Genomic DNA, 17,273 nt, shown 5'->3' with positions numbered 1-17,273 from the left:
GACGCGCTCGGCCAGTTCGCCGCGCAGCACAAGGGGCTGGCCCCGGTGGTGGTGATGGCCGACCAACAGGGCGTCGCGGAAAACAATCCCAGCTGCGTCGACTCCGCCTGGGGCAGGCCGCAGACCTACCTCGCCGAGGACCTTCCGCGCTGGGTGTCGGCGAACCTGCAAGTGAGCCGGGACCACCGGCAGTGGGGCGTCGGCGGCCTGTCGTCGGGAGGAACCTGCTCGCTGCTGGTGGCCCTTCGCGCCCCCGAGACCTTTCCGAACCTGGTGGACATGTCCGGGCAGCGCGAGCCGATCCTGACCAGCCACGCCGAAATCGTCGCCAAGTTGTTCAACGGCGACGAGGCCGCCTACAACAACGTCACACCGAAGGACATCATGGCCAAGCGGCAGTATCCCGACACCAACGCGCTGATCACGGCGGGCTCCGACGACCGGGTCTACAACCCCCAGCAGCGGGAGATCTACGAGGCCTGCCGGCAGGCCGGCATGAAGGCGCAGTGGCAGGAATTTCCCGGGGGGCACACCTTCGCCGTGTTCCGGGCCTCGTTCGAAGCGGCGATTCCCTGGCTGGCGACGCGCACGGGGCTGACCCAATGACCGCCGCGGTGCTCGACGCACCGACCGCGGTGCTCGACAAGCGCGCCGTCGTGAAGCACAACGCGCGGCGGGCGCTCGCGCTGCTGCGGCAGTCGCCGGTAACCGTCGGGCTGGTCGTCGCGCTGTGGGTGCTCGGCGCGATCACCCACGCGTGGTCGGTGTGGTCGAACAACACCGAGAACTCGCCGGGCATGCCCCACGGCCTCGTTTCGAAAGTCGCCGTCGGCACGTCCCAGCTGGAGCGCGGCTTCTGGTGGACCCCGTTCACCGCCGGGCTGTGGAACGTGTCGCTGGCCGCCTACGTGGTCGCCACGCTGTTCACCCTGGCCGTGGGCGTTTCCGCCGAACGGTTGCTCGGTCCTCGCCGGACCGCGCTGTTCCTGGTGACCGGCCAGGTGCTGAGCAGCCTGCTCGGCGTCGGTGCCGTCGCGCTGCTGGCACACACCGGTGACTCGTGGTTGACCAACCTCGACAAGGAGGTCGCGGTCGGCACCACGCCGGCGCTGGTCTGCCTCGCCGTGGTGATGACGTTCAAGCTGTCGGCGCTCTGGCGACGCCGGCTGCGATTGGTGATGTTCAGCGGCGTAGTGGTGTTCGCGCTGTATTCGGGCACCCTGCTCGACGTCTTGCGGGTTTTCGGCGCGGTGGTCGGACTGCTGCTGGGCTGGCTGCTCTACCGCTCGGAAGCGCGCGCCGCCGTCTCGCCGCCCTCACGCTCGGAGTCCAGGGTGCTGGTGGGCACCGTGGTCGCGGCCACGGCGTTCGGCCCGCTGCTGACCCTGCTCGGTTCCACCGGCGCCTGGCTCGCCTACCCCGGCTACGGCCCGCTGCGGATCTTGCAATCGCTGTTCGCCTCGCCCGCCGAGGACAGCGAGCGCATGCATCAGCTGTGCGCCGACCCCGGGTTGAGTGAAGCGTGCCGGCTGGCGGTCTCGCAGACCTTGGGGACGGGTGTGGGCTCGGCGATCACCTCGGTGGGCCCGGCGCTGCTGTTGCTGGCGGCCGCGGTCGGGTTGCGCCGCGGGCGCCGCTTCGCGTGGTGGCTGGCGCTACTGCTCAACGCCGCCCTGGTCGCGGGCAGCGCCTGGTTCGCCGTGCTGTGGACCCGCGATGCGGCCGACGCGGGATCCGTCGTGCACGACGCGGACGACACCTATTCGTTCGCCCACGACACGTTGATTCTCATCGCGCCGATCGTGGTCCCCTGCCTGATGATCGCGTTGTTGCTGTTCACCCGGCCGTTGTTCACGGTGACCGCACCACGGGCCACCTATCTGCGGCTGGGGCTGGGTCTGGCCGCCACCGCCGCGCTCACCGCCGGCGGCTACCTGTTGATCGCCTATTGGGAGCGCAAGGAATTCGACCCCCCGCCCAACCTTTCTCAGCTGATCTCCGATCTGCCGACCCGCTATCTGCCGCCGGCCTACGAACTGGCGCACAGCGCAAAGTTCCTGCCCAACAGCGGGCTTGCGCTGCTGGCATGGGAGTTCTGCGGCGCCGTGTTCTGGGTGATGCTGCTGGCCGGCCTGCTGGTCAGCTTCTGGCGGGCCAGCGTCGTCGTCGACGACGAGGCACGGACCCGGGCGCGGAACCTGATGGTGGCCAACAGCGGATCGTCGCTGGCCTACATGAGCACCTGGCCGGGCAACGTGTACTGGTTCACCGAGGACGGGCACGCGGCATTCGCCTACCGCGTTGTCGCCGCCGTGGCGCTGACCACCGGGGGCCCGCTGGGCGATCCGGGTGCGCGGGCGGACGCGCTACGTGGCTTCGAGCGGTTCTGCGACCGCAACGGCTGGACGGCGTGCATGTACAGCATCACCGAGGACGTCCGCGACCGCGCGGTGGAGCTGGGGTGGTACGCGGTGCAGGTGGCCGAGGACACCGTGGTGCCGTTGGCCGAGCTGGAGTTCAAAGGCAAGAAGTGGCAAGACATTCGCACCGCGCTGAACAAGGCGGCCAAAGAGGGCATCCGCGCCGAGTGGACGAGCTACCCGGAGGCGCCGCTGTCGATACGCGACCAGGTGCGGGTGATCTCCGAGGAGTGGGTGGCCGACAAGGGCATGCCCGAGATGGGTTGGACGCTGGGCGGTTTGGACGAGCTCGACGACCCGACCGTGCGCTGCCTGATCGCCGTGGACGAGCAGTGGATCGTGCACGGCATCACCAGCTGGTTGCCGGTCTACCGGGACGGGCAAACGGTCGGCTGGACGCTGGACTTCATGCGCAGGCGAGGCAGCAGTCCCTTCAAGGGCGTGATGGAGTTCTTGATTGCCTCTGCGGCACAGAGCTTTCGGGAGGAGGGCGCGGAGTTCCTCAGCCTCTCCGGGGCCCCGCTGGCCCGGCTGGCGCGGGGCAACGAGGTCACGGCGCTCGACCGCATCCTCGATGTCACCGGCAAAGCGCTCGAGCCGGTGTACGGGTTTCGCTCGCTGCTCAGCTTCAAGGCCAAGTTCCAGCCCGAGTACCGGCCCCTGTACATGGCCTACCGTGACCCGTCGACGCTGCCCGCGATCGCCAACGCGATCAGCCGCGCTTACCTACCGCACCTCACCGCGCGCCAGGGGATTCGGCTGGCGCGCAAGCTCGCCCGAAGATAGTCACGCCCGCTGGTCGGGTGTCAGGGCCGGCGCAGCGGAGAGCCGCCGAACTTGTCCGGGTTGGCGATATCCCAGAGCGCGCTGACCTTTCCGTCGCGCACCGTCACCGCCATGATCCGCGGCAACATCTCCCGATACCCGTCGGCAGCAGCGCGGCCGGCGGTGTAGATGCCGAGCTCGCCGTTGACCAGCCCCAGCTCGTACGAGGTGAACATCCCCGGGCCGTACCGCTGCGCCAGGCCCAGCATGAACCGGACCACCTTGTCCGGGCCGCGGATGGTCTGAACGGCCGTGGGCGCCTTGCCGTTCGAATCGCCGGTGAAGGTGACATCGGGATGCAGCAGCGAGACCACGGTGTCCAGGTCGCCGGCGGCCATCGCGGCCATCAGCCGGCCGACCACCTCGTCGTGCGAGGGGTCGGGCCTGGGCGGCGGGGCCGCGCTGACGGCCTTGCGGGCCCGCGACGCCAGCTGCCTCGCGGCGGCCTCGCTGATGCCGAGCACCTCGGCGATCTCCGCGAACGGCACCGCGAACCCGTCGTGCAGCACGAAGGCCACCCGCTGATCGGGCGACAGCCGCTCCAGCACCACCATCGCCGCGAACCGGGCGTCCTCGCGGGAAACGACCGCCGAGAGCGGGTCCGCCCGGTCGAAGCCGGTCACCACCGGCTCCGGCAGCCAGTTCCCGGTGTAGGTCTCGCGCCGGTGCGCGGCCGAGCGCAACTTGTCCAGGCCCAGCCGGCTCACCACCGTGGTCAGCCAGGCCCGCAGGTCGGTGATTTCGGCACCCTGCCGGTCCCAGCGCAGCCACGCCTCCTGCACGATGTCCTCGGCGTCGGCGACCGTGCCGGTGAGCCGGTAGGCGACCGCCATCAGGTGGGGTCGCAGGGCTTCGAATTGTGAGACCTGTTCGGTCCCGGTCATATCGCGAGCCTAGCGCGGCGACGGCGAGCGCCGAAACGGCGCGAGTAAGGAGCCACGCCATCAAATCCAGCGCGGCGACGGCGAGCGCCGAAACGGCGCGAGTAAGGAGCCACGCCATCAGAGCCGGCGGCTAGTCTCACAGACACCATGACAGAGCACCTGTGGCTGCACTTCGCCCGGCACGGCGCCGGCATCACGCCGCCCATCATCGTCCGCGGCGAGGGCGTGACCATCTTCGACGACCGGGGCAAAAGCTACGTCGACGCGCTGTCGGGGCTGTTCACCGTTCAGGTCGGCCACGGTCGCACCGAACTCGCCGAGGTCGCCGCCCGGCAGGCGAGCACACTGGCGTACTTCCCGCTTTGGGGCTATGCCACCCCGACCGCAATCGAGCTCGCCGAGCGCCTCGCAGGCTATGCCCCGGGCGGGCTCAACCGGGTGTTCTTCACCACCGGCGGGACGGAGGCCGTGGAGACCGCGTGGAAACTGGCCAAGCAGTATTTCAAGCTGACCGGCAAACCCGGTAAGCACAAGGTGATTTCGCGGTCGATCGCCTACCACGGCACCACCCAGGGAGCCCTGGCGATCACCGGCCTGCCCGCGTACAAGGCGCCCTTCGAACCCGTGACACCGGGTGGCTTCCGGGTGCCCAACACGAACTTCTACCGCGCGCCCGAGCCGTTTGCCAACGACCCCAAGGGCTTCGGGCGGTGGGCCGCCGACCGGATCGCGGAGGCCATCGAGTTCGAGGGCCCCGAGACCGTCGCCGCGGTGTTCCTGGAGCCGGTGCAGAACGCGGGCGGCGCCATTCCCCCTCCGCCGGGCTATTTCGAGCGGGTGCGCGAAATCTGCGACTCCTACGACGTGCTGCTGGTGTCCGACGAGGTGATCTGCGCGTTCGGCCGGATCGGGTCGATGTTCGCCTGCGACGACCTCGGTTACGTGCCCGACATGATCACTTGCGCCAAGGGCCTGACGTCGGGCTACTCGCCGCTGGGCGCGATGATCGCCGACGAGCGGCTGTTCGAACCGTTCAACGACGGCGCCACCGTCTTCCCGCACGGCTATACCTTTGGCGGACATCCGGTTTCGACGGCAGTGGGGCTGGCCAACCTCGACATCTTCGAGCGTGAGGGCCTCAACGACCACGTCAGGAAGCACGCGTCGGCCTTCCGCGCCACGCTGGAGAAGCTCTACGACCTGCCCATCGTCGGCGACGTCCGCGGCGAGGGGTTCTTCTACGGCATCGAGCTGGTGAAGGACAAGGCGACCAAGGAAACGTTCAGCGCGCAAGAGTGCGAACGGGTGCTGCACGGCTTCGTGTCGCCGGCGCTCTTCGAGGCGGGCCTGTACTGCCGCGCCGACGATCGCGGCGATCCGGTGGTTCAGGTGGCGCCGCCGCTGATCAGCGGTCAGGCCGAATTCGACACCATCGAATCCATCCTGCGCGGCGTGCTCGGCGAGGTGCCTGGAAAGCTTTAGACGCGCTTCACCGCGTCGGCGGCGATCAGCACCTCACGCGAATGCGCGGCGTTCGGGTTGCTGACCATCCGCGACACCGCGTTGCACAGCCAGGTGAGCGCCTCGCGCAGGCCGGCGTCGGGCGTCGCGTCTCGATGGTGCTGCAGTTCGATCAGCACACTTTCCAGGCCGGAGCGCCGGACCTGCGACGCCTTCTCGACCTCCCTGAGCAGTTGTTGCAGCGACCGCGGAGCGTCGCTCTTGCGCCGCCGACGAAACGAGAATCGATCGTTGGGAATGTCTTGGCCCTCGCGGTTCGGCGGAAGATTCGGCGCCGCCACGGTGGCGGCATGCTCAGCGTAGTGGCTCCCCCGCGTTGCCGCCGCCCGACGGCGTCGCAACTTCCGTCTCACCAGTCACAGCGCGGCTCCCTCGAATCGCGCCCGCGATCGCCTAATGTGCACAGGCAATGGACTTCCTACGCCCCGCGTCATGCCTGGCAGCGGCCCTTTTCGTGGCCGCCGCTCCGGTTGCCGTCGCCGCGCCGATCGCGAGTGCCGAGCCCGGCGCCGAGCCCAACGCCGCCACCGCCAACTGCCCCTTCAAGGTGAACACCCCGCCCGCGGTCGACTCGTCGGAGGTCCCGCAAGCCGGTGATCCGCCGATCCCGCTGGCCGTGCCGCCGAAGCCGGTTGGCGGCGAGGCGCTGAGCAGCTGCGGCATCGTCGCCGCGCCCGATACGCCACCGCTGCCGACCGACGTCTCCGCCGACGCGTGGCTGGTGGCGGACCTGGACAGCGGCGCGGTGGTCGCGGCCAAGGACCCGCACGGCCGGCACCGGCCCGCCAGCATCATCAAGGTGCTGATCGCGATGGCGTCCATCAACGCGCTCAACCTGAACAAGTCGGTGCCCGGCACCGCCGACGACGCGGCCGCCGAGGGCACCAAGGTCGGCGTCGAGGAAGGGGGGGTCTTCACCGTCAACCAGTTGCTGCACGGCCTGCTGATGCACTCCGGGAACGACGCCGCGCACGCGCTGGCCATGCAGCTCGGCGGCATGCAGCAAGCCGTGGAGAAGATCAACGTGCTGGCCGCCAAGCTCGGCGGCAAGGACACCCGGGTGGCCACGCCGTCGGGGCTGGACGGGCCCGGCATGAGCACGTCGGCCTACGACATCGGCCTGTTCTACCGCTACGCCTGGCAGAACCCGACCTTCGCCGACATCGTCGCGACGCGGACGTTCGACTTCCCCGGCCACGGCGACCATCCCGGCTACGAACTGGAGAACGACAACCAGCTGCTCTACAAGTACCCGGGCGCCTTGGGCGGCAAGACCGGCTACACCGACGACGCCGGCCAGACGTTCGTGGGCGCCGCCAACCACAACGGGCGACGCTTGATGGCGGTGTTGCTGCACGGGACGCGGGTGCCGATCGCCCCGTGGGAGCAGGCCGCGCACCTGCTGGACTACGGCTTCAGCACGCCACAGGGCACCCAGGTCGGCAACCTCATCGAACCCGACCCCTCGCTGGCGCCCGCCAAACGCGACAGCGCCGCCGACCGGCAGGCCAACGGCGCCGAGGCAGCCGGGCTGATTCCCTCCGCGGACGCGCTGCCGATCCGGGTGGGCGTCGCCGTCATCGGAACGATCATCGTGTTCAGTCTGATCATGGTGGCGCGCGCGATGAACCGCCGGCCACAGCATCGTTGACCGTAGAAGTTTGCTGTGGCACCGTCTTGCGGATGAGCGAAGCCTTGTATGAGGACCCCGGCCTCCGGCTCGACGAGGACGGCATCACCATCCGGCGCTACTACTTCCCGTTTGCCAACCCGAAGCGCATCCCGTACGGCAGGATCCAGGGCGTCAAGGCCGAGCAGATGACGTGGAACAGCGGCAAAGGCCGGATCTGGGGCGCGGGCGACCCGCGGTACTGGTTCCCGCTGGACGTCCGCCGGGGCCGCAAGCGAACGCTTCTGGTGCTCCACCTCGGGCGCCGGGTGCGGCCGTGCATCAGCCCCGACGACCCCGAGCGTGTCATCGAGGTGCTGCGCGATCGGCTGCGGACTGCGAAGTCCCCATAGCGATTAGCTGACAGCGCCGACGGCGAGTGCGTCGATCCCGTCGGCGGCGACACTAAACTCACCCAGATGACCAACGCCCGGCGCGGCCTGGCGGTCGCGCTGACCGCCGCGAGCGTGGGCCTGATCTACGGCTACGACCTGTCCATCATCGCCGGCGCGCAGCTGTACGTCACCGAGGACTTTGGGCTGTCCACGCGGCAACAAGAACTGCTGACGACGATGGTGGTGATCGGGCAGATCGCCGGGGCGCTCGGCGCGGGCGTGCTGGCGAACGCGATCGGGCGGAAGAAGTCGGTGGTGCTGCTCCTGGTCGCCTACGCGGTGTTCGCTCTGCTGGGCGCGCTGTCGGTGTCCCTGCCGATGCTGTTGACGGCCCGGCTCCTGTTGGGCCTGACGCTGGGCGTGGCGGTGGTGGTGGTGCCGGTGTACGTGGCGGAGTCCGCCCCGACCGCGGTGCGCGGCTCGCTGCTGACGGCCTACCAGCTTGCCATCGTCAGCGGGCTCATCGTCGGCTACCTGACCGGCTACCTGCTGGCCGGGTCGCACAGCTGGCGCTGGATGCTGGGACTGGCCGCCGTGCCCGCCATCGTGTTGCTGCCGTTGCTGATTCGCGCGCCCGACACGGCGCGGTGGTACGTGCTCAAGGGCCGCCTCGAGGAGGCCCGCCGGGCGCTGCTGCGCGTGGAGCCCAACGCCCGCGTCGACGAGGAACTCGCCGAGATCGGCCGCGCGCTCGGCGAGGGCTCCCGCGGTCACAAGGGCGGCTGGTCGGAGATGCTGCGGCCGCCGTATTCGCGCGCCACCGCTTTCGTGATCACGCTCGGCTTTCTGATCCAGATCACCGGCATCAACGCGATCATCTATTACAGCCCGCGGATCTTCCAGGCCATGGGCTTCACCGGAAATTTCGCGCTGCTGGCGCTGCCGGCCCTGGTTCAGGTCGCCGGGCTGGCGGCCGTGGGCGCGTCGCTGCTGCTGGTCGACCGGCTGGGCCGGCGCCCAATCCTGTTGTCCGGCATCGCCATGATGATCGCCGCCGACGTCGTGCTGATGGCCGTGTTCGGGCGGGGCATCGGCGGCGCGGTCCTCGGATTCGCCGGCATCGTGCTGTTCATCTTCGGCTACACGATGGGCTTCGGCTCCCTGGGCTGGGTGTACGCCAGCGAGAGCTTCCCGTCCCGGCTGCGCTCCATCGGGTCGAGCACGATGCTGACCTCGAACCTGGTGGCCAACGCGATCGTCGCCGCCGTCTTCCTCACCATGCTCCATTCCCTCGGCGGCGCGGGAACTTTCGCGGTGTTCGCGTCCCTGGCTGCGGTCGCGTTCGTCGTGGTCTACCGGTACGCGCCGGAGACCAAGGGCCGCCAACTCGAGGAGATCCGCTACTTCTGGGAAAACGGCGGCCGATGGGACTGATCGCCGCGGGCACGATGGTGCTCGACGGATGGGTCCGCCGGCCGGGATGGCTCGAGACGGACGGGCCGCGGATCGTGGCGTGCGGCGCCGGGGCCCCGCCCCGCCCGGCCGACGACGCCTTCCCCGATGGGGCCGTGGTCCCCGGTTTCATCGACATGCACGTGCACGGCGGCGGCGGGGCGTCCTACACCGACGGCGACGGCATCGCCGGTGCGGCGGAATTCCACCTGCGGCACGGCACCACGACCACGCTCGCCAGCCTGGTGAGCACCTCGCCGGCGGAGTTGCTCGCCGGCGTGCGCGCGCTGGCCGAAGCCGCCCGGCACGGGATCGTCGCGGGCATCCACCTGGAGGGGCCGTGGCTGAGCCGGGCCCGCTGCGGGGCGCACGACCCCGCGCTCCTGCGCGCCCCGGATCCGGCGGAGGTCGACGCCGCGCTGGCCGCGGGCGGCGGCGCGATCCGGATGGTCACGCTCGCCCCGGAGCTGCCCGGCGCCGACGAAGCGATCCGCCGCTTCCGCGACGCCGGAGTCGTTGTGGCGGTGGGGCATACGGACGCCACCTACGAGCAGGTCGAACGCGCCATCGCGCAGGGCGCCACGGTCGGCACCCACCTGTTCAACGCGATGCCGCCACTGCACCATCGCGAGCCCGGGCCGGCGCTCGCCCTGCTCCGGGACCCGGGGGTCACCGTCGAGCTGATCGCCGACGGCGTGCACGTGCACCCGGCCGTCGTGGACGCGGTGATCGCGGCCGCGGGGCCCGACCGGGTCGCCCTTGTCACCGACGCCATCGCCGCGGCCGGCCGTGGGGACGGGCCGTTTCGCCTCGGCGCGGTGGCCGTCGACGTCGTCTCGGGGGTGGCACGGGTGCGGGGGACGTCGACGATCGCGGGCAGCACCGCCACGATGGACGCGCTCTTTCGCAACGTCAACGCCGGTGCGGGGCTGGCCGCCGCGGCGCTGACGACCTCGGGTACCCCGGCGCGGGCGCTCGGCCTCGAGCGGATCGGCTTCCTGCGCTCCGGCTATGACGCGAATCTGGTTGTGCTGGACGGTGATCTGCGGGTTACGGCGGTCATGGTCGCCGGCCGTTGGCGGGTAGGCCGCTAACGAAGCCGCCGGGTGATGCGGGAAAGGGCCAGCGCCCCAACGGCTCCCATCGCCATCGCGGTCAACGTCTGGCGCGTGCCGATGCCGTCGTCGAGCTGCACACGGGGGGCGATGATCGCCGGCGCGGGAGGGGCGACGTGGCGGGTGCGCGGGTGACCGGAGGCCGTCGCCGCCCACGCCGTGCAGAAGAGCACCAGGTATGAGGTGACGTAGGCGAACACCATCAGACCCAGCACCGGGCCGAACGTCGCGCCCGCGGGGCTGCGCAGCACCGCCCGCAGGTACAGCGATCCCACCTGTTTGAAGATCTCGAACCCGACCGCCGCCATCAGCGCGGCCCGCATCGAATCGGTCAGGCTGACCTTCTCGCGCGGCAGCCGGGCGATCATCCAGGCGAACAACAACCACGACACCGCCGTCGAGATCACGATCGACAGCAGCCAGAAGAACCAGTCGAACACCACGAGTTGCGGTATGCCGAGCCATTTGAGCAACGCCGCCAACGGCGCGTCATGGCCAATGGTGGTCAGGCCGACGGTGGCCACGATCACCGCGAACGTCCCGAGCATGGCCAACAGATCGGAGAACTTGTTGTGGACGAAGCCGGGCGACTCGATGCGCTCGTCCCACCACATCTCCGTCAGCGCCTGCCGCAGATGCGATATCCAGCCCAGGCCCGCCCAGACGGCGGTGGCCAGGCCGATGACACCCACCGACGTGCGCGCGGCGATCGCGGAGTTCATCAGATCCAGCAGCTGGTCCCCCAGCGCGCCGGTGACCTGGGACCGGATATGGTCGTCGATCGTCTTCAGCAGCTCCGGGCGCCGGGCCAGGATGAACCCGAAGGCCGCGAAACCCACCATCAGCAAAGGGAATAACGCGAAGATCGTGTAATAGGTGAGGCCGGCCGCGAAGAACCCCCCGTTGCGGTCGTCGAAGCGCTGGTAGGCGCGGATGACGTGGTCGAGCCAGCCGTGCCGGGCCCGCAACCGGTCGAGGATTCCGGGCTTTGCAGGTTCGGTCATGAGGAGTTCTTACCCCGCGCCACCGCGGGGATCCCGGCTTGTGGCGGCGCGTCGGCGGCCGGCTGCACCCCCGGGGCGACGATCCCCGGCGGGTCTGCCTGCCGGGCGCGGGGGCCGTCCCACGCCGTCGCGGCCCAGGCGGTACTGAACAGCACCAAGAGCCAGGTGACGTACGCGAACGCCAACAAACCCAGCACCGGACCGAAGGTGGCCCCGGCGGCGCTGCGCAGCACGATCTTCAGGTAGAGCGATCCCAACAGCTTGAACAACTCGAACCCGGCGGCCGCAATCAAGCCGGCCTCCATCGACGTGACGATGCCGACCGACTCGCGCGGCAATCGCACGATCACCCAGCTGAACACCAGCCACGACACCGCGAACGCCGTCAGCACCGAAATAACTCGGAATACCCAGTGAAACACCGAAAGTTCCGGTATACCAAGCAATTTCAGCGCAGCTCGCATTGGCTTCTCGTGTCCCAGCGCGGACAGTCCCATGGTGATCACGACCACTACCAACGTCCCCACCACGGCGGCCAGATCGGACAGTATCGTGCGGACGAAACCCACGGAGTCCACTGGGTGCTCCCATATTCGGCCCAGCGCCTCCCGGAGGCGATACATCCACGTTTGGCCCAGCCAGGCCGCGACTACCAACCCGATCACACCAACGGATGCACGGGCCGCGATCGCCGAATGGATCAGGTTGACCAGGTGCTGCCCCAACTCGGGGGACACCCAGGACCGGACGTGTTCGTCGATCGTGCCCAGTAGCTCAGGATGACGCGACAATCCGAAGCTACCCAGCGCGAAACCGACCATCAGCAAGGGAAATAACGCGATAAGCGTGTAGTAGGTGAGGCCGGCCGCAAGCAGGTTGCCACTGCAATCCCTGAAGTGAAAAAAGGCGCGGATGACGTGGTCGAGCCAGCCGTGCCGGGCCCGCAGCCGACCGAGGAGGCCTGCCTTGGCCGGCTCGCTCATGGTGAACTCATCCTCGCTGCGGAAGGAACCCTAACCGATCGTAGACCCGCCGAACGGTCTTGCCTGCGACATCCTCGGCGCGCTCGGCCCCGACCGCGAGCACGCCCTCCAATTCGGCTGGGTCGGCCAGCAATTCGTCGACGCGCGCCTTGATCGGGCTGACGAACTCGACGACCGCCTCGGCGGTGTCCTTCTTCAGGTCGCCGTAACCCCGTCCTGCGTAACCCTCGACGAGCTTGTCGATGGCCACGCCGGTGACCGCCGACTGGATGGTCAGCAGGTTCGACACGCCCGCCTTGGCCTCGGTGTCGAAGCGGATCTCGCGCTCGCTGTCGGTGACCGCCGAACGAATCTTCTTCGCGGACGCGGCGGGGTCGTCGAGCAGGTTGATCAAGCCGGCGTCGGTGGCCGCGGACTTGCTCATCTTCGACGTCGGGTCCTGCAAGTCGTAGATCTTGGCGGTGACCTTGGGGATCAGCAGATCGGGCACCACGAAGGTGTCGGGGAACCGGCTGTTGAACCGCTGCGCCACGTCGCGCGCCAGCTCCAGATGCTGGCGCTGGTCCTCGCCCACCGGAACCAGTTCGGCGTCGTAGGCCAGGACGTCGGCGGCCTGCAGCACCGGATAGGTGAACAGGCCCACGGTGGTGGAGTCGCCGCCCTGGCGGGCCGACTTGTCCTTGAACTGCGTCATCCGCGACGCCTGCCCGAACCCGGTGAAGCAGCCCAGCACCCAGGCCAGCTGAGAGTGGGCGGGCACGTGGCTCTGCACGAAGATGGTGCTGCGGGCGGGGTCGATGCCCAGCGCCAGATACTGGGCCGCCGTCACCAGGGTCCGGCGGCGCAGCGCCTCGGGGTCCTGGGGAATGGTGATGGCGTGCAGGTCGACGACGCAGAAGAAGCACTCGTGTTGGTCCTGCAGCGCGACCCACTGGGTGATGGCACCCAACGCGTTCCCGAGGTGGAGCGAGTCGGAGGTGGGCTGCACGCCGGAGAAAATCCGGCCGGATCCGGTAGCGGTGCTCATGATGCACCGATCTTTTCACGCGGGTCTTGCCGGGCATGCGCCGCCGCCGAGTGCGCGGCTGGCTTCACCCTCGTCGCCGAGTATGCGGCCAGCCGCACACTCGCGAGCGCGCGGCGCCCGGCCGGCCGGGCGCTCGCTTGCGGTACCGGCGGTACCGCATTTAATGTCGGCGGTATGGGGAGCAAGAGGATCAACAGCAACACGGGGACGCGGCCACCGATCCATCTCGGCTCGGGCGAGCCGGTCCTGCTGCTGCACCCGTTCCTGCTGTCCCAGGCGGTCTGGGAGGACGTCGCCCGGCGGCTGGCCGACACCGGACGGTACGAGGTGTTCGCCCCGACGATGGCCGGCCACAACGGCGGCCCCTCCGCGGGGACCTGGTTCCTGTCCTCGGCGGTCCTGGCCGACCACGTGGAACAGCAGATGGACGAGCTGGGCTGGGACACCGCCCACATCGTGGGCAACTCGCTGGGTGGCTGGGTCGCGTTCGAACTCGAGCGGCGCGGGCGGGCGCGCAGCGTCATGGGCATCGCCCCGGCCGGTGGGTGGACGCGTTGGAGCCCGGCGAAGTTCGAGGTGATCGCCAAGTTCATCCTGGGCATTCCGCTGCTGGTGCTGGCCTGGCTGTTCGGCCCGAAGGTGATGCGCCTGCCGTTCAGCCGCCAGCTGGCCACCTACGCGATCAGCGCGCGGCCCGACGGGGTCACCGACGAGCAGCTGCTCGGCTGCATCGACGACGTCGCCCACTGCCCCGCCTACTTCCAGCTGCTGGTCAAGTCGCTGCTGCTGCACGGCCTGCAGGAGCTGGCCGAGAACGCCGTCCCGGCGCACCTGGTGATCTGCGAAAAGGACCGGATCGTGCCCGCCCCCCGGTTCAGCAGGCATTTCACCACCCACCTGCCCGACGACCACCAGGTCACCGAGCTCGACGGCGTGGGGCACATCCCGATGTTCGAGGCGCCGGACCGCGTCGCGGGACTGGTCATCGCGTTCCTCGACGAGTGCAACGCGGCGAGCCGCGGCGCCAACCCGTCGGCTAGCTGACCAGCTTCTTTTCCAGGTTCTCGGCGATCGAGTTCAGGAACTCCTCGCTCTGCTGCCATTCCTGCTTGGGGCCGATGAGGATGGCCAGGTCCTTGGTCATCTTCCCGCTCTCGACCGTGGAGACCACCACGTCCTCGAGCGTCTGCGCGAACTCGATCACCTCGGGGGTGTCGTCCAGCTTGCCGCGGTGCGCCAGCCCACGCGTCCAGGCGAAGATCGAGGCGATCGGGTTCGTCGAGGTCGGCTTGCCGGCCTGGTACTGGCGGAAGTGCCGGGTGACGGTGCCGTGCGCGGCCTCGGCCTCGACCGTCTTGCCGTCGGCGGTCATCAGCACCGACGTCATCAGCCCCAGTGAGCCGTAGCCCTGCGCGACGAGGTCGGACTGGACGTCGCCGTCGTAGTTCTTGCAGGCCCACACGTACCCGCCCTCCCACTTGAGGCAGGCGGCCACCATGTCGTCGATCAGCCGGTGCTCGTAGGTCAGCCCCTCGGCCTCGAACTTGTCCTTGAACTCCTCGTCGTAGATGCGCTGGAACTCGTCCTTGAACATGCCGTCGTAGGCCTTGAGGATGGTGTTCTTCGTGGACAGGTAGACCGGCCACTTGGCGTTCAGGCCGTACGAAAGGGAGGCGCGGGCGAAGTCGCGGACGGATTCCTTGAAGTTGTACATCCCCATCACGACGCCGCCGTCGTCGGGAATGGAAACCACCTCGTGCACCATCGGCTCGCTGCCGTCGGACGGCGTGAACGTGATCGACACGGTGCCGGGTTTGTCGACCTTGAAGTTGGTCGCCCGGTACTGGTCGCCGAACGCATGCCGACCGATGACGATCGGCTTGGTCCAGCCGGGCACCAGGCGCGGCACGTTGGAGATCACGATGGGCTCGCGGAAGATGGTGCCGCCCAGGATGTTCCGGATCGTGCCGTTGGGCGACAGCCACATCTTCTTCAGGTTGAACTCGGAGACACGGGCCTCGTCGGGGGTGATGGTCGCGCACTTGACGCCCACGCCGTGCCTCTTGATGGCGTACGCGGCGTCGATGGTCACCTGGTCGTTGGTGCGGTCGCGGTTCTCGATGCCGAGGTCGTAGTAGTCCAGGTTGATGTCCAGGTGCGGCAAGATAAGCAGGTCTTTGATGAACTTCCAGATGACGCGGGTCATCTCGTCACCATCGAGCTCTACAACCGGGCCCTTGACCTTGATCTTGTCGGTGGACATCGGGTCAACTCCCTATCTAGCGGCCCTTGAAGCTTACGAGCTTTGCGAAGCGGCCAGCGCCTCATTCAACGTCTTGCTCGGCCGCATCACCGCCGTCGTCTTCTCGCTGTCCGGGTAGTAGTAACCACCGATGTCGACGGTCTCGCCCTGTGCCTTGGCGAGTTCGGCCACGATGGTGTCCTCGTTGCGGCCCAACTCGTCGGCCAGCGCGGCGAAGTGCTCGCGCAGCTCCTCGTCGTCGGATTGCGCGAGTTCCTGCGCCCAGTACAGCGCCAGGTAGAACTGGCTGCCACGGTTGTCGAGCTCCCCGGCCTTGCGCGACGGGCTCTTGTTGTTCTCCAGCAGCTTGCCGATCGCGGCGTCGAGCGTCTTGCCGAGGATCTTGGCGCGCTCGTTGTCGGTCTTGATGCCGATGTCTTCGAAACACGCTCCCAGAGCGAGGAATTCACCGAGGGAATCCCAGCGCAGGTGGTTCTCCTCGAGCAGCTGATGGACGTGCTTGGGCGCCGAACCGCCCGCCCCGGTTTCGTACATGCCGCCGCCGGCCATCAGCGGCACGATCGACAGCATCTTGGCGCTGGTGCCCAGCTCCAGAATGGGGAACAGGTCGGTGAGGTAGTCGCGCAGGATGTTTCCGGTCGCGGCGATGGTGTCCTGCCCGCGCATCGCGCGCTCCAGCGTGTACCGCATGGCCCACACCTGCGGCATGATGTTGATGTCCAGGCCCTCGGTGTCAAGTTCCTTCAGGTACGCCTTGACTTTTTTGCGCAGCTCCACCTCGTGCGGCCGTTCCGTGTCCAGCCAGAACACCACCGTCATGCCGGAGTTGCGCGCCCGGGTGACGGCCAGCTTGACCCAGTCCCGGATCGCCTCGTCGGTGACGATCGGCATCCGCCAGATGTCGCCCTCCTCCACGTTCTGGCTGAGCAGCACCTCCCCGGTGTCGAGGTCGACGATGTTGGCGACGCCGTCTTCGGGGATCTCGAAAGTCTTGTCGTGCGAGCCGTACTCCTCGGCCTGCTGCGCCATCAAACCGACGTTGGGGACGGTGCCCATCGTCGTCGGATCGAACTGGCCGTGGGTTTTGCAGAAATTGATGATCTCTTGGTAGATCCGGGAGAAGGTCGACTCGGGGTTGACGGCCTTGGTGTCCTTCTGCCGCCCGTCGGCGCCCCACATCTTGCCGCCCGCGCGGATCATCGCCGGCATCGACGCGTCCACGATCACGTCGCTGGGCGAATGAAAGTTGGTGATGCCCTTGGCCGAATCGACCATCGCCAGTTCCGGACGGTGTTCGTGGCAGGCGTGCAGGTCGCGGATGATCTCCTCGTGCAGCGACGCGGGCAGCGACTCGATCTTGTTGTAGAGGTCGACCAATCCGTTGTTGACGTTGACACCGAGCTCGTCGAAGAGCTCCTGGTGCTTGGCGAACGCGTCCTTGTAGAAGACCTTGACGGCGTGGCCGAACACGATCGGGTGCGAGACCTTCATCATCGTCGCCTTGACGTGCAGCGAGAACATCACGCCGGTCTCGTAGGCGTCCTGCATCTGTTCCTCGTAGAACTCGACCAGGGCCTTCTTGCTCATGAACATGGAGTCGATGACGTCGCCGTCGCGCAGCTCCACCTTGGGCTTGAGCTCGAGGGTCTTCCCGCTCTTGGTCTCCAGCACCATCTTCACGTTGCGGTCGCGGTCCAGCGTCATCGACTCCATGTTCATGAGCAAGAAGGCCCTGGTCGAGTTCTACGAGGAACAGATGCAGGACGCCTACGAGA

The 17,273-nt window shown here is 68.3% G+C and carries 13 protein-coding genes and 2 pseudogenes; 8 read left to right on the top strand and 7 right to left on the bottom strand.

Features of this window, described 5'->3' with window-relative positions:
• Together A9X03_RS17105 and A9X03_RS17100 are read left to right on the top strand one after the other, a co-directional pair.
• Nucleotides 1-606 (top strand): alpha/beta hydrolase family protein (locus A9X03_RS17105; protein ID WP_156746581.1); only part of this gene is annotated, 606 nt, incomplete at its 5' end.
• Nucleotides 603-3,206: a bifunctional lysylphosphatidylglycerol flippase/synthetase MprF gene (locus tag A9X03_RS17100; protein WP_068262099.1), complete on the top strand. Its 2,604-nt coding sequence runs from the start codon at nucleotides 603-605 to the stop codon at nucleotides 3,204-3,206. The genes A9X03_RS17105 and A9X03_RS17100, both read left to right, overlap by 4 nt.
• Nucleotides 3,207-3,226: 20 nt before the next feature.
• Here the strand turns inward: A9X03_RS17100 and A9X03_RS17095 are convergent, their stop codons facing one another.
• Nucleotides 3,227-4,129 carry a sigma-70 family RNA polymerase sigma factor gene (locus tag A9X03_RS17095; protein ID WP_067887028.1) on the bottom strand — a complete coding sequence of 301 codons (903 nt, stop codon included), beginning with the start codon at nucleotides 4,127-4,129 and terminating at the stop codon, nucleotides 3,227-3,229.
• Between the two features lie 120 nt (nucleotides 4,130-4,249).
• Between A9X03_RS17095 and A9X03_RS17090 the strand changes: the two are divergent.
• A pseudogene (locus A9X03_RS17090) lies at nucleotides 4,250-5,611 on the top strand (aspartate aminotransferase family protein); the annotation flags it as partial.
• Here the strand turns inward: A9X03_RS17090 and A9X03_RS17085 are convergent.
• Nucleotides 5,608-5,832 carry a hypothetical protein gene (locus A9X03_RS17085; protein ID WP_067751965.1) on the bottom strand — a complete coding sequence of 75 codons (225 nt, stop codon included), beginning with the start codon at nucleotides 5,830-5,832 and terminating at the stop codon, nucleotides 5,608-5,610. The pseudogene A9X03_RS17090 and the gene A9X03_RS17085 sit on opposite strands and share 4 nt — an antisense overlap.
• A 227-nt stretch (nucleotides 5,833-6,059) precedes the next feature.
• Here A9X03_RS17085 and A9X03_RS17080 point away from each other — a divergent pair, with 227 nt between their 5' ends.
• The 4 genes from A9X03_RS17080 (at nucleotide 6,060) to nagA (ending at nucleotide 10,200) form a co-directional block, all read left to right on the top strand.
• Complete coding sequence (locus tag A9X03_RS17080; RefSeq protein WP_067751927.1) at nucleotides 6,060-7,301, top strand: D-alanyl-D-alanine carboxypeptidase family protein; 1,242 nt, start codon at nucleotides 6,060-6,062, stop codon at nucleotides 7,299-7,301.
• Nucleotides 7,302-7,333: 32 nt separating this feature from the next.
• Entirely contained in the window at nucleotides 7,334-7,672 is a 339-nt protein-coding gene (locus A9X03_RS17075; RefSeq protein WP_067751930.1) for a hypothetical protein, read from the top strand.
• Nucleotides 7,673-7,738: 66 nt separating this feature from the next.
• Nucleotides 7,739-9,088, top strand: a complete 1,350-nt coding sequence (locus A9X03_RS17070; protein ID WP_067778842.1) for a sugar porter family MFS transporter — start codon at nucleotides 7,739-7,741, stop codon at nucleotides 9,086-9,088.
• The gene (nagA, locus tag A9X03_RS17065) at nucleotides 9,079-10,200 is read left to right on the top strand and encodes an N-acetylglucosamine-6-phosphate deacetylase (RefSeq protein WP_068016674.1); all 1,122 of its coding nucleotides are present in this window, start codon (nucleotides 9,079-9,081) and stop codon (nucleotides 10,198-10,200) included. The genes A9X03_RS17070 and nagA overlap by 10 nt, the downstream gene beginning before the upstream one ends.
• On the opposite strand, the gene yhjD (A9X03_RS17060) is transcribed toward nagA, so the two are convergent.
• From yhjD (A9X03_RS17060) to trpS, 3 genes are read right to left on the bottom strand one after another with little or no spacing between them, the layout of a single operon-like run.
• Nucleotides 10,197-11,225 carry an inner membrane protein YhjD gene (yhjD, locus tag A9X03_RS17060; RefSeq protein ID WP_067751939.1) on the bottom strand — a complete coding sequence of 343 codons (1,029 nt, stop codon included), beginning with the start codon at nucleotides 11,223-11,225 and terminating at the stop codon, nucleotides 10,197-10,199. The two genes, nagA and yhjD (A9X03_RS17060), sit on opposite strands and share 4 nt — an antisense overlap.
• Nucleotides 11,222-12,208 (bottom strand): inner membrane protein YhjD, encoded by a 987-nt coding sequence (gene yhjD, locus A9X03_RS17055; RefSeq protein WP_068262092.1) that lies wholly within the window; start codon nucleotides 12,206-12,208, stop codon nucleotides 11,222-11,224. Before yhjD (A9X03_RS17055) ends, yhjD (A9X03_RS17060) begins: the two co-directional genes overlap by 4 nt.
• Before the next feature lie 7 nt (nucleotides 12,209-12,215).
• Entirely contained in the window at nucleotides 12,216-13,235 is a 1,020-nt protein-coding gene (trpS, locus tag A9X03_RS17050; RefSeq protein ID WP_067751945.1) for a tryptophan--tRNA ligase, read from the bottom strand.
• Between the two features lie 246 nt (nucleotides 13,236-13,481).
• On the opposite strand from trpS, the gene A9X03_RS17045 reads away from it, so the two are divergent.
• Nucleotides 13,482-14,279: an alpha/beta fold hydrolase gene (locus A9X03_RS17045; RefSeq protein WP_067751968.1), complete on the top strand. Its 798-nt coding sequence runs from the start codon at nucleotides 13,482-13,484 to the stop codon at nucleotides 14,277-14,279.
• On the opposite strand, the gene A9X03_RS17040 is transcribed toward A9X03_RS17045, so the two are convergent.
• Together A9X03_RS17040 and A9X03_RS17035 are read right to left on the bottom strand one after the other, a co-directional pair.
• The gene (locus A9X03_RS17040) at nucleotides 14,272-15,498 is read right to left on the bottom strand and encodes an NADP-dependent isocitrate dehydrogenase (protein ID WP_067751948.1); all 1,227 of its coding nucleotides are present in this window, start codon (nucleotides 15,496-15,498) and stop codon (nucleotides 14,272-14,274) included. The genes A9X03_RS17045 and A9X03_RS17040 overlap by 8 nt on opposite strands.
• Before the next feature lie 33 nt (nucleotides 15,499-15,531).
• Nucleotides 15,532-17,208: pseudogene (locus A9X03_RS17035) on the bottom strand (NADP-dependent isocitrate dehydrogenase); the annotation flags it as partial.
• Between the last annotated feature and the right edge of the window lie 65 nt (nucleotides 17,209-17,273).

It is taken from the genome of Mycobacterium sp. E1715, from assembly GCF_001667625.1.
GTDB lineage: Bacteria > Actinomycetota > Actinomycetes > Mycobacteriales > Mycobacteriaceae > Mycobacterium.
Note: the sequence above shows the minus strand (reverse complement) of the source record. Positions and strands in the feature narration are given on the sequence as shown.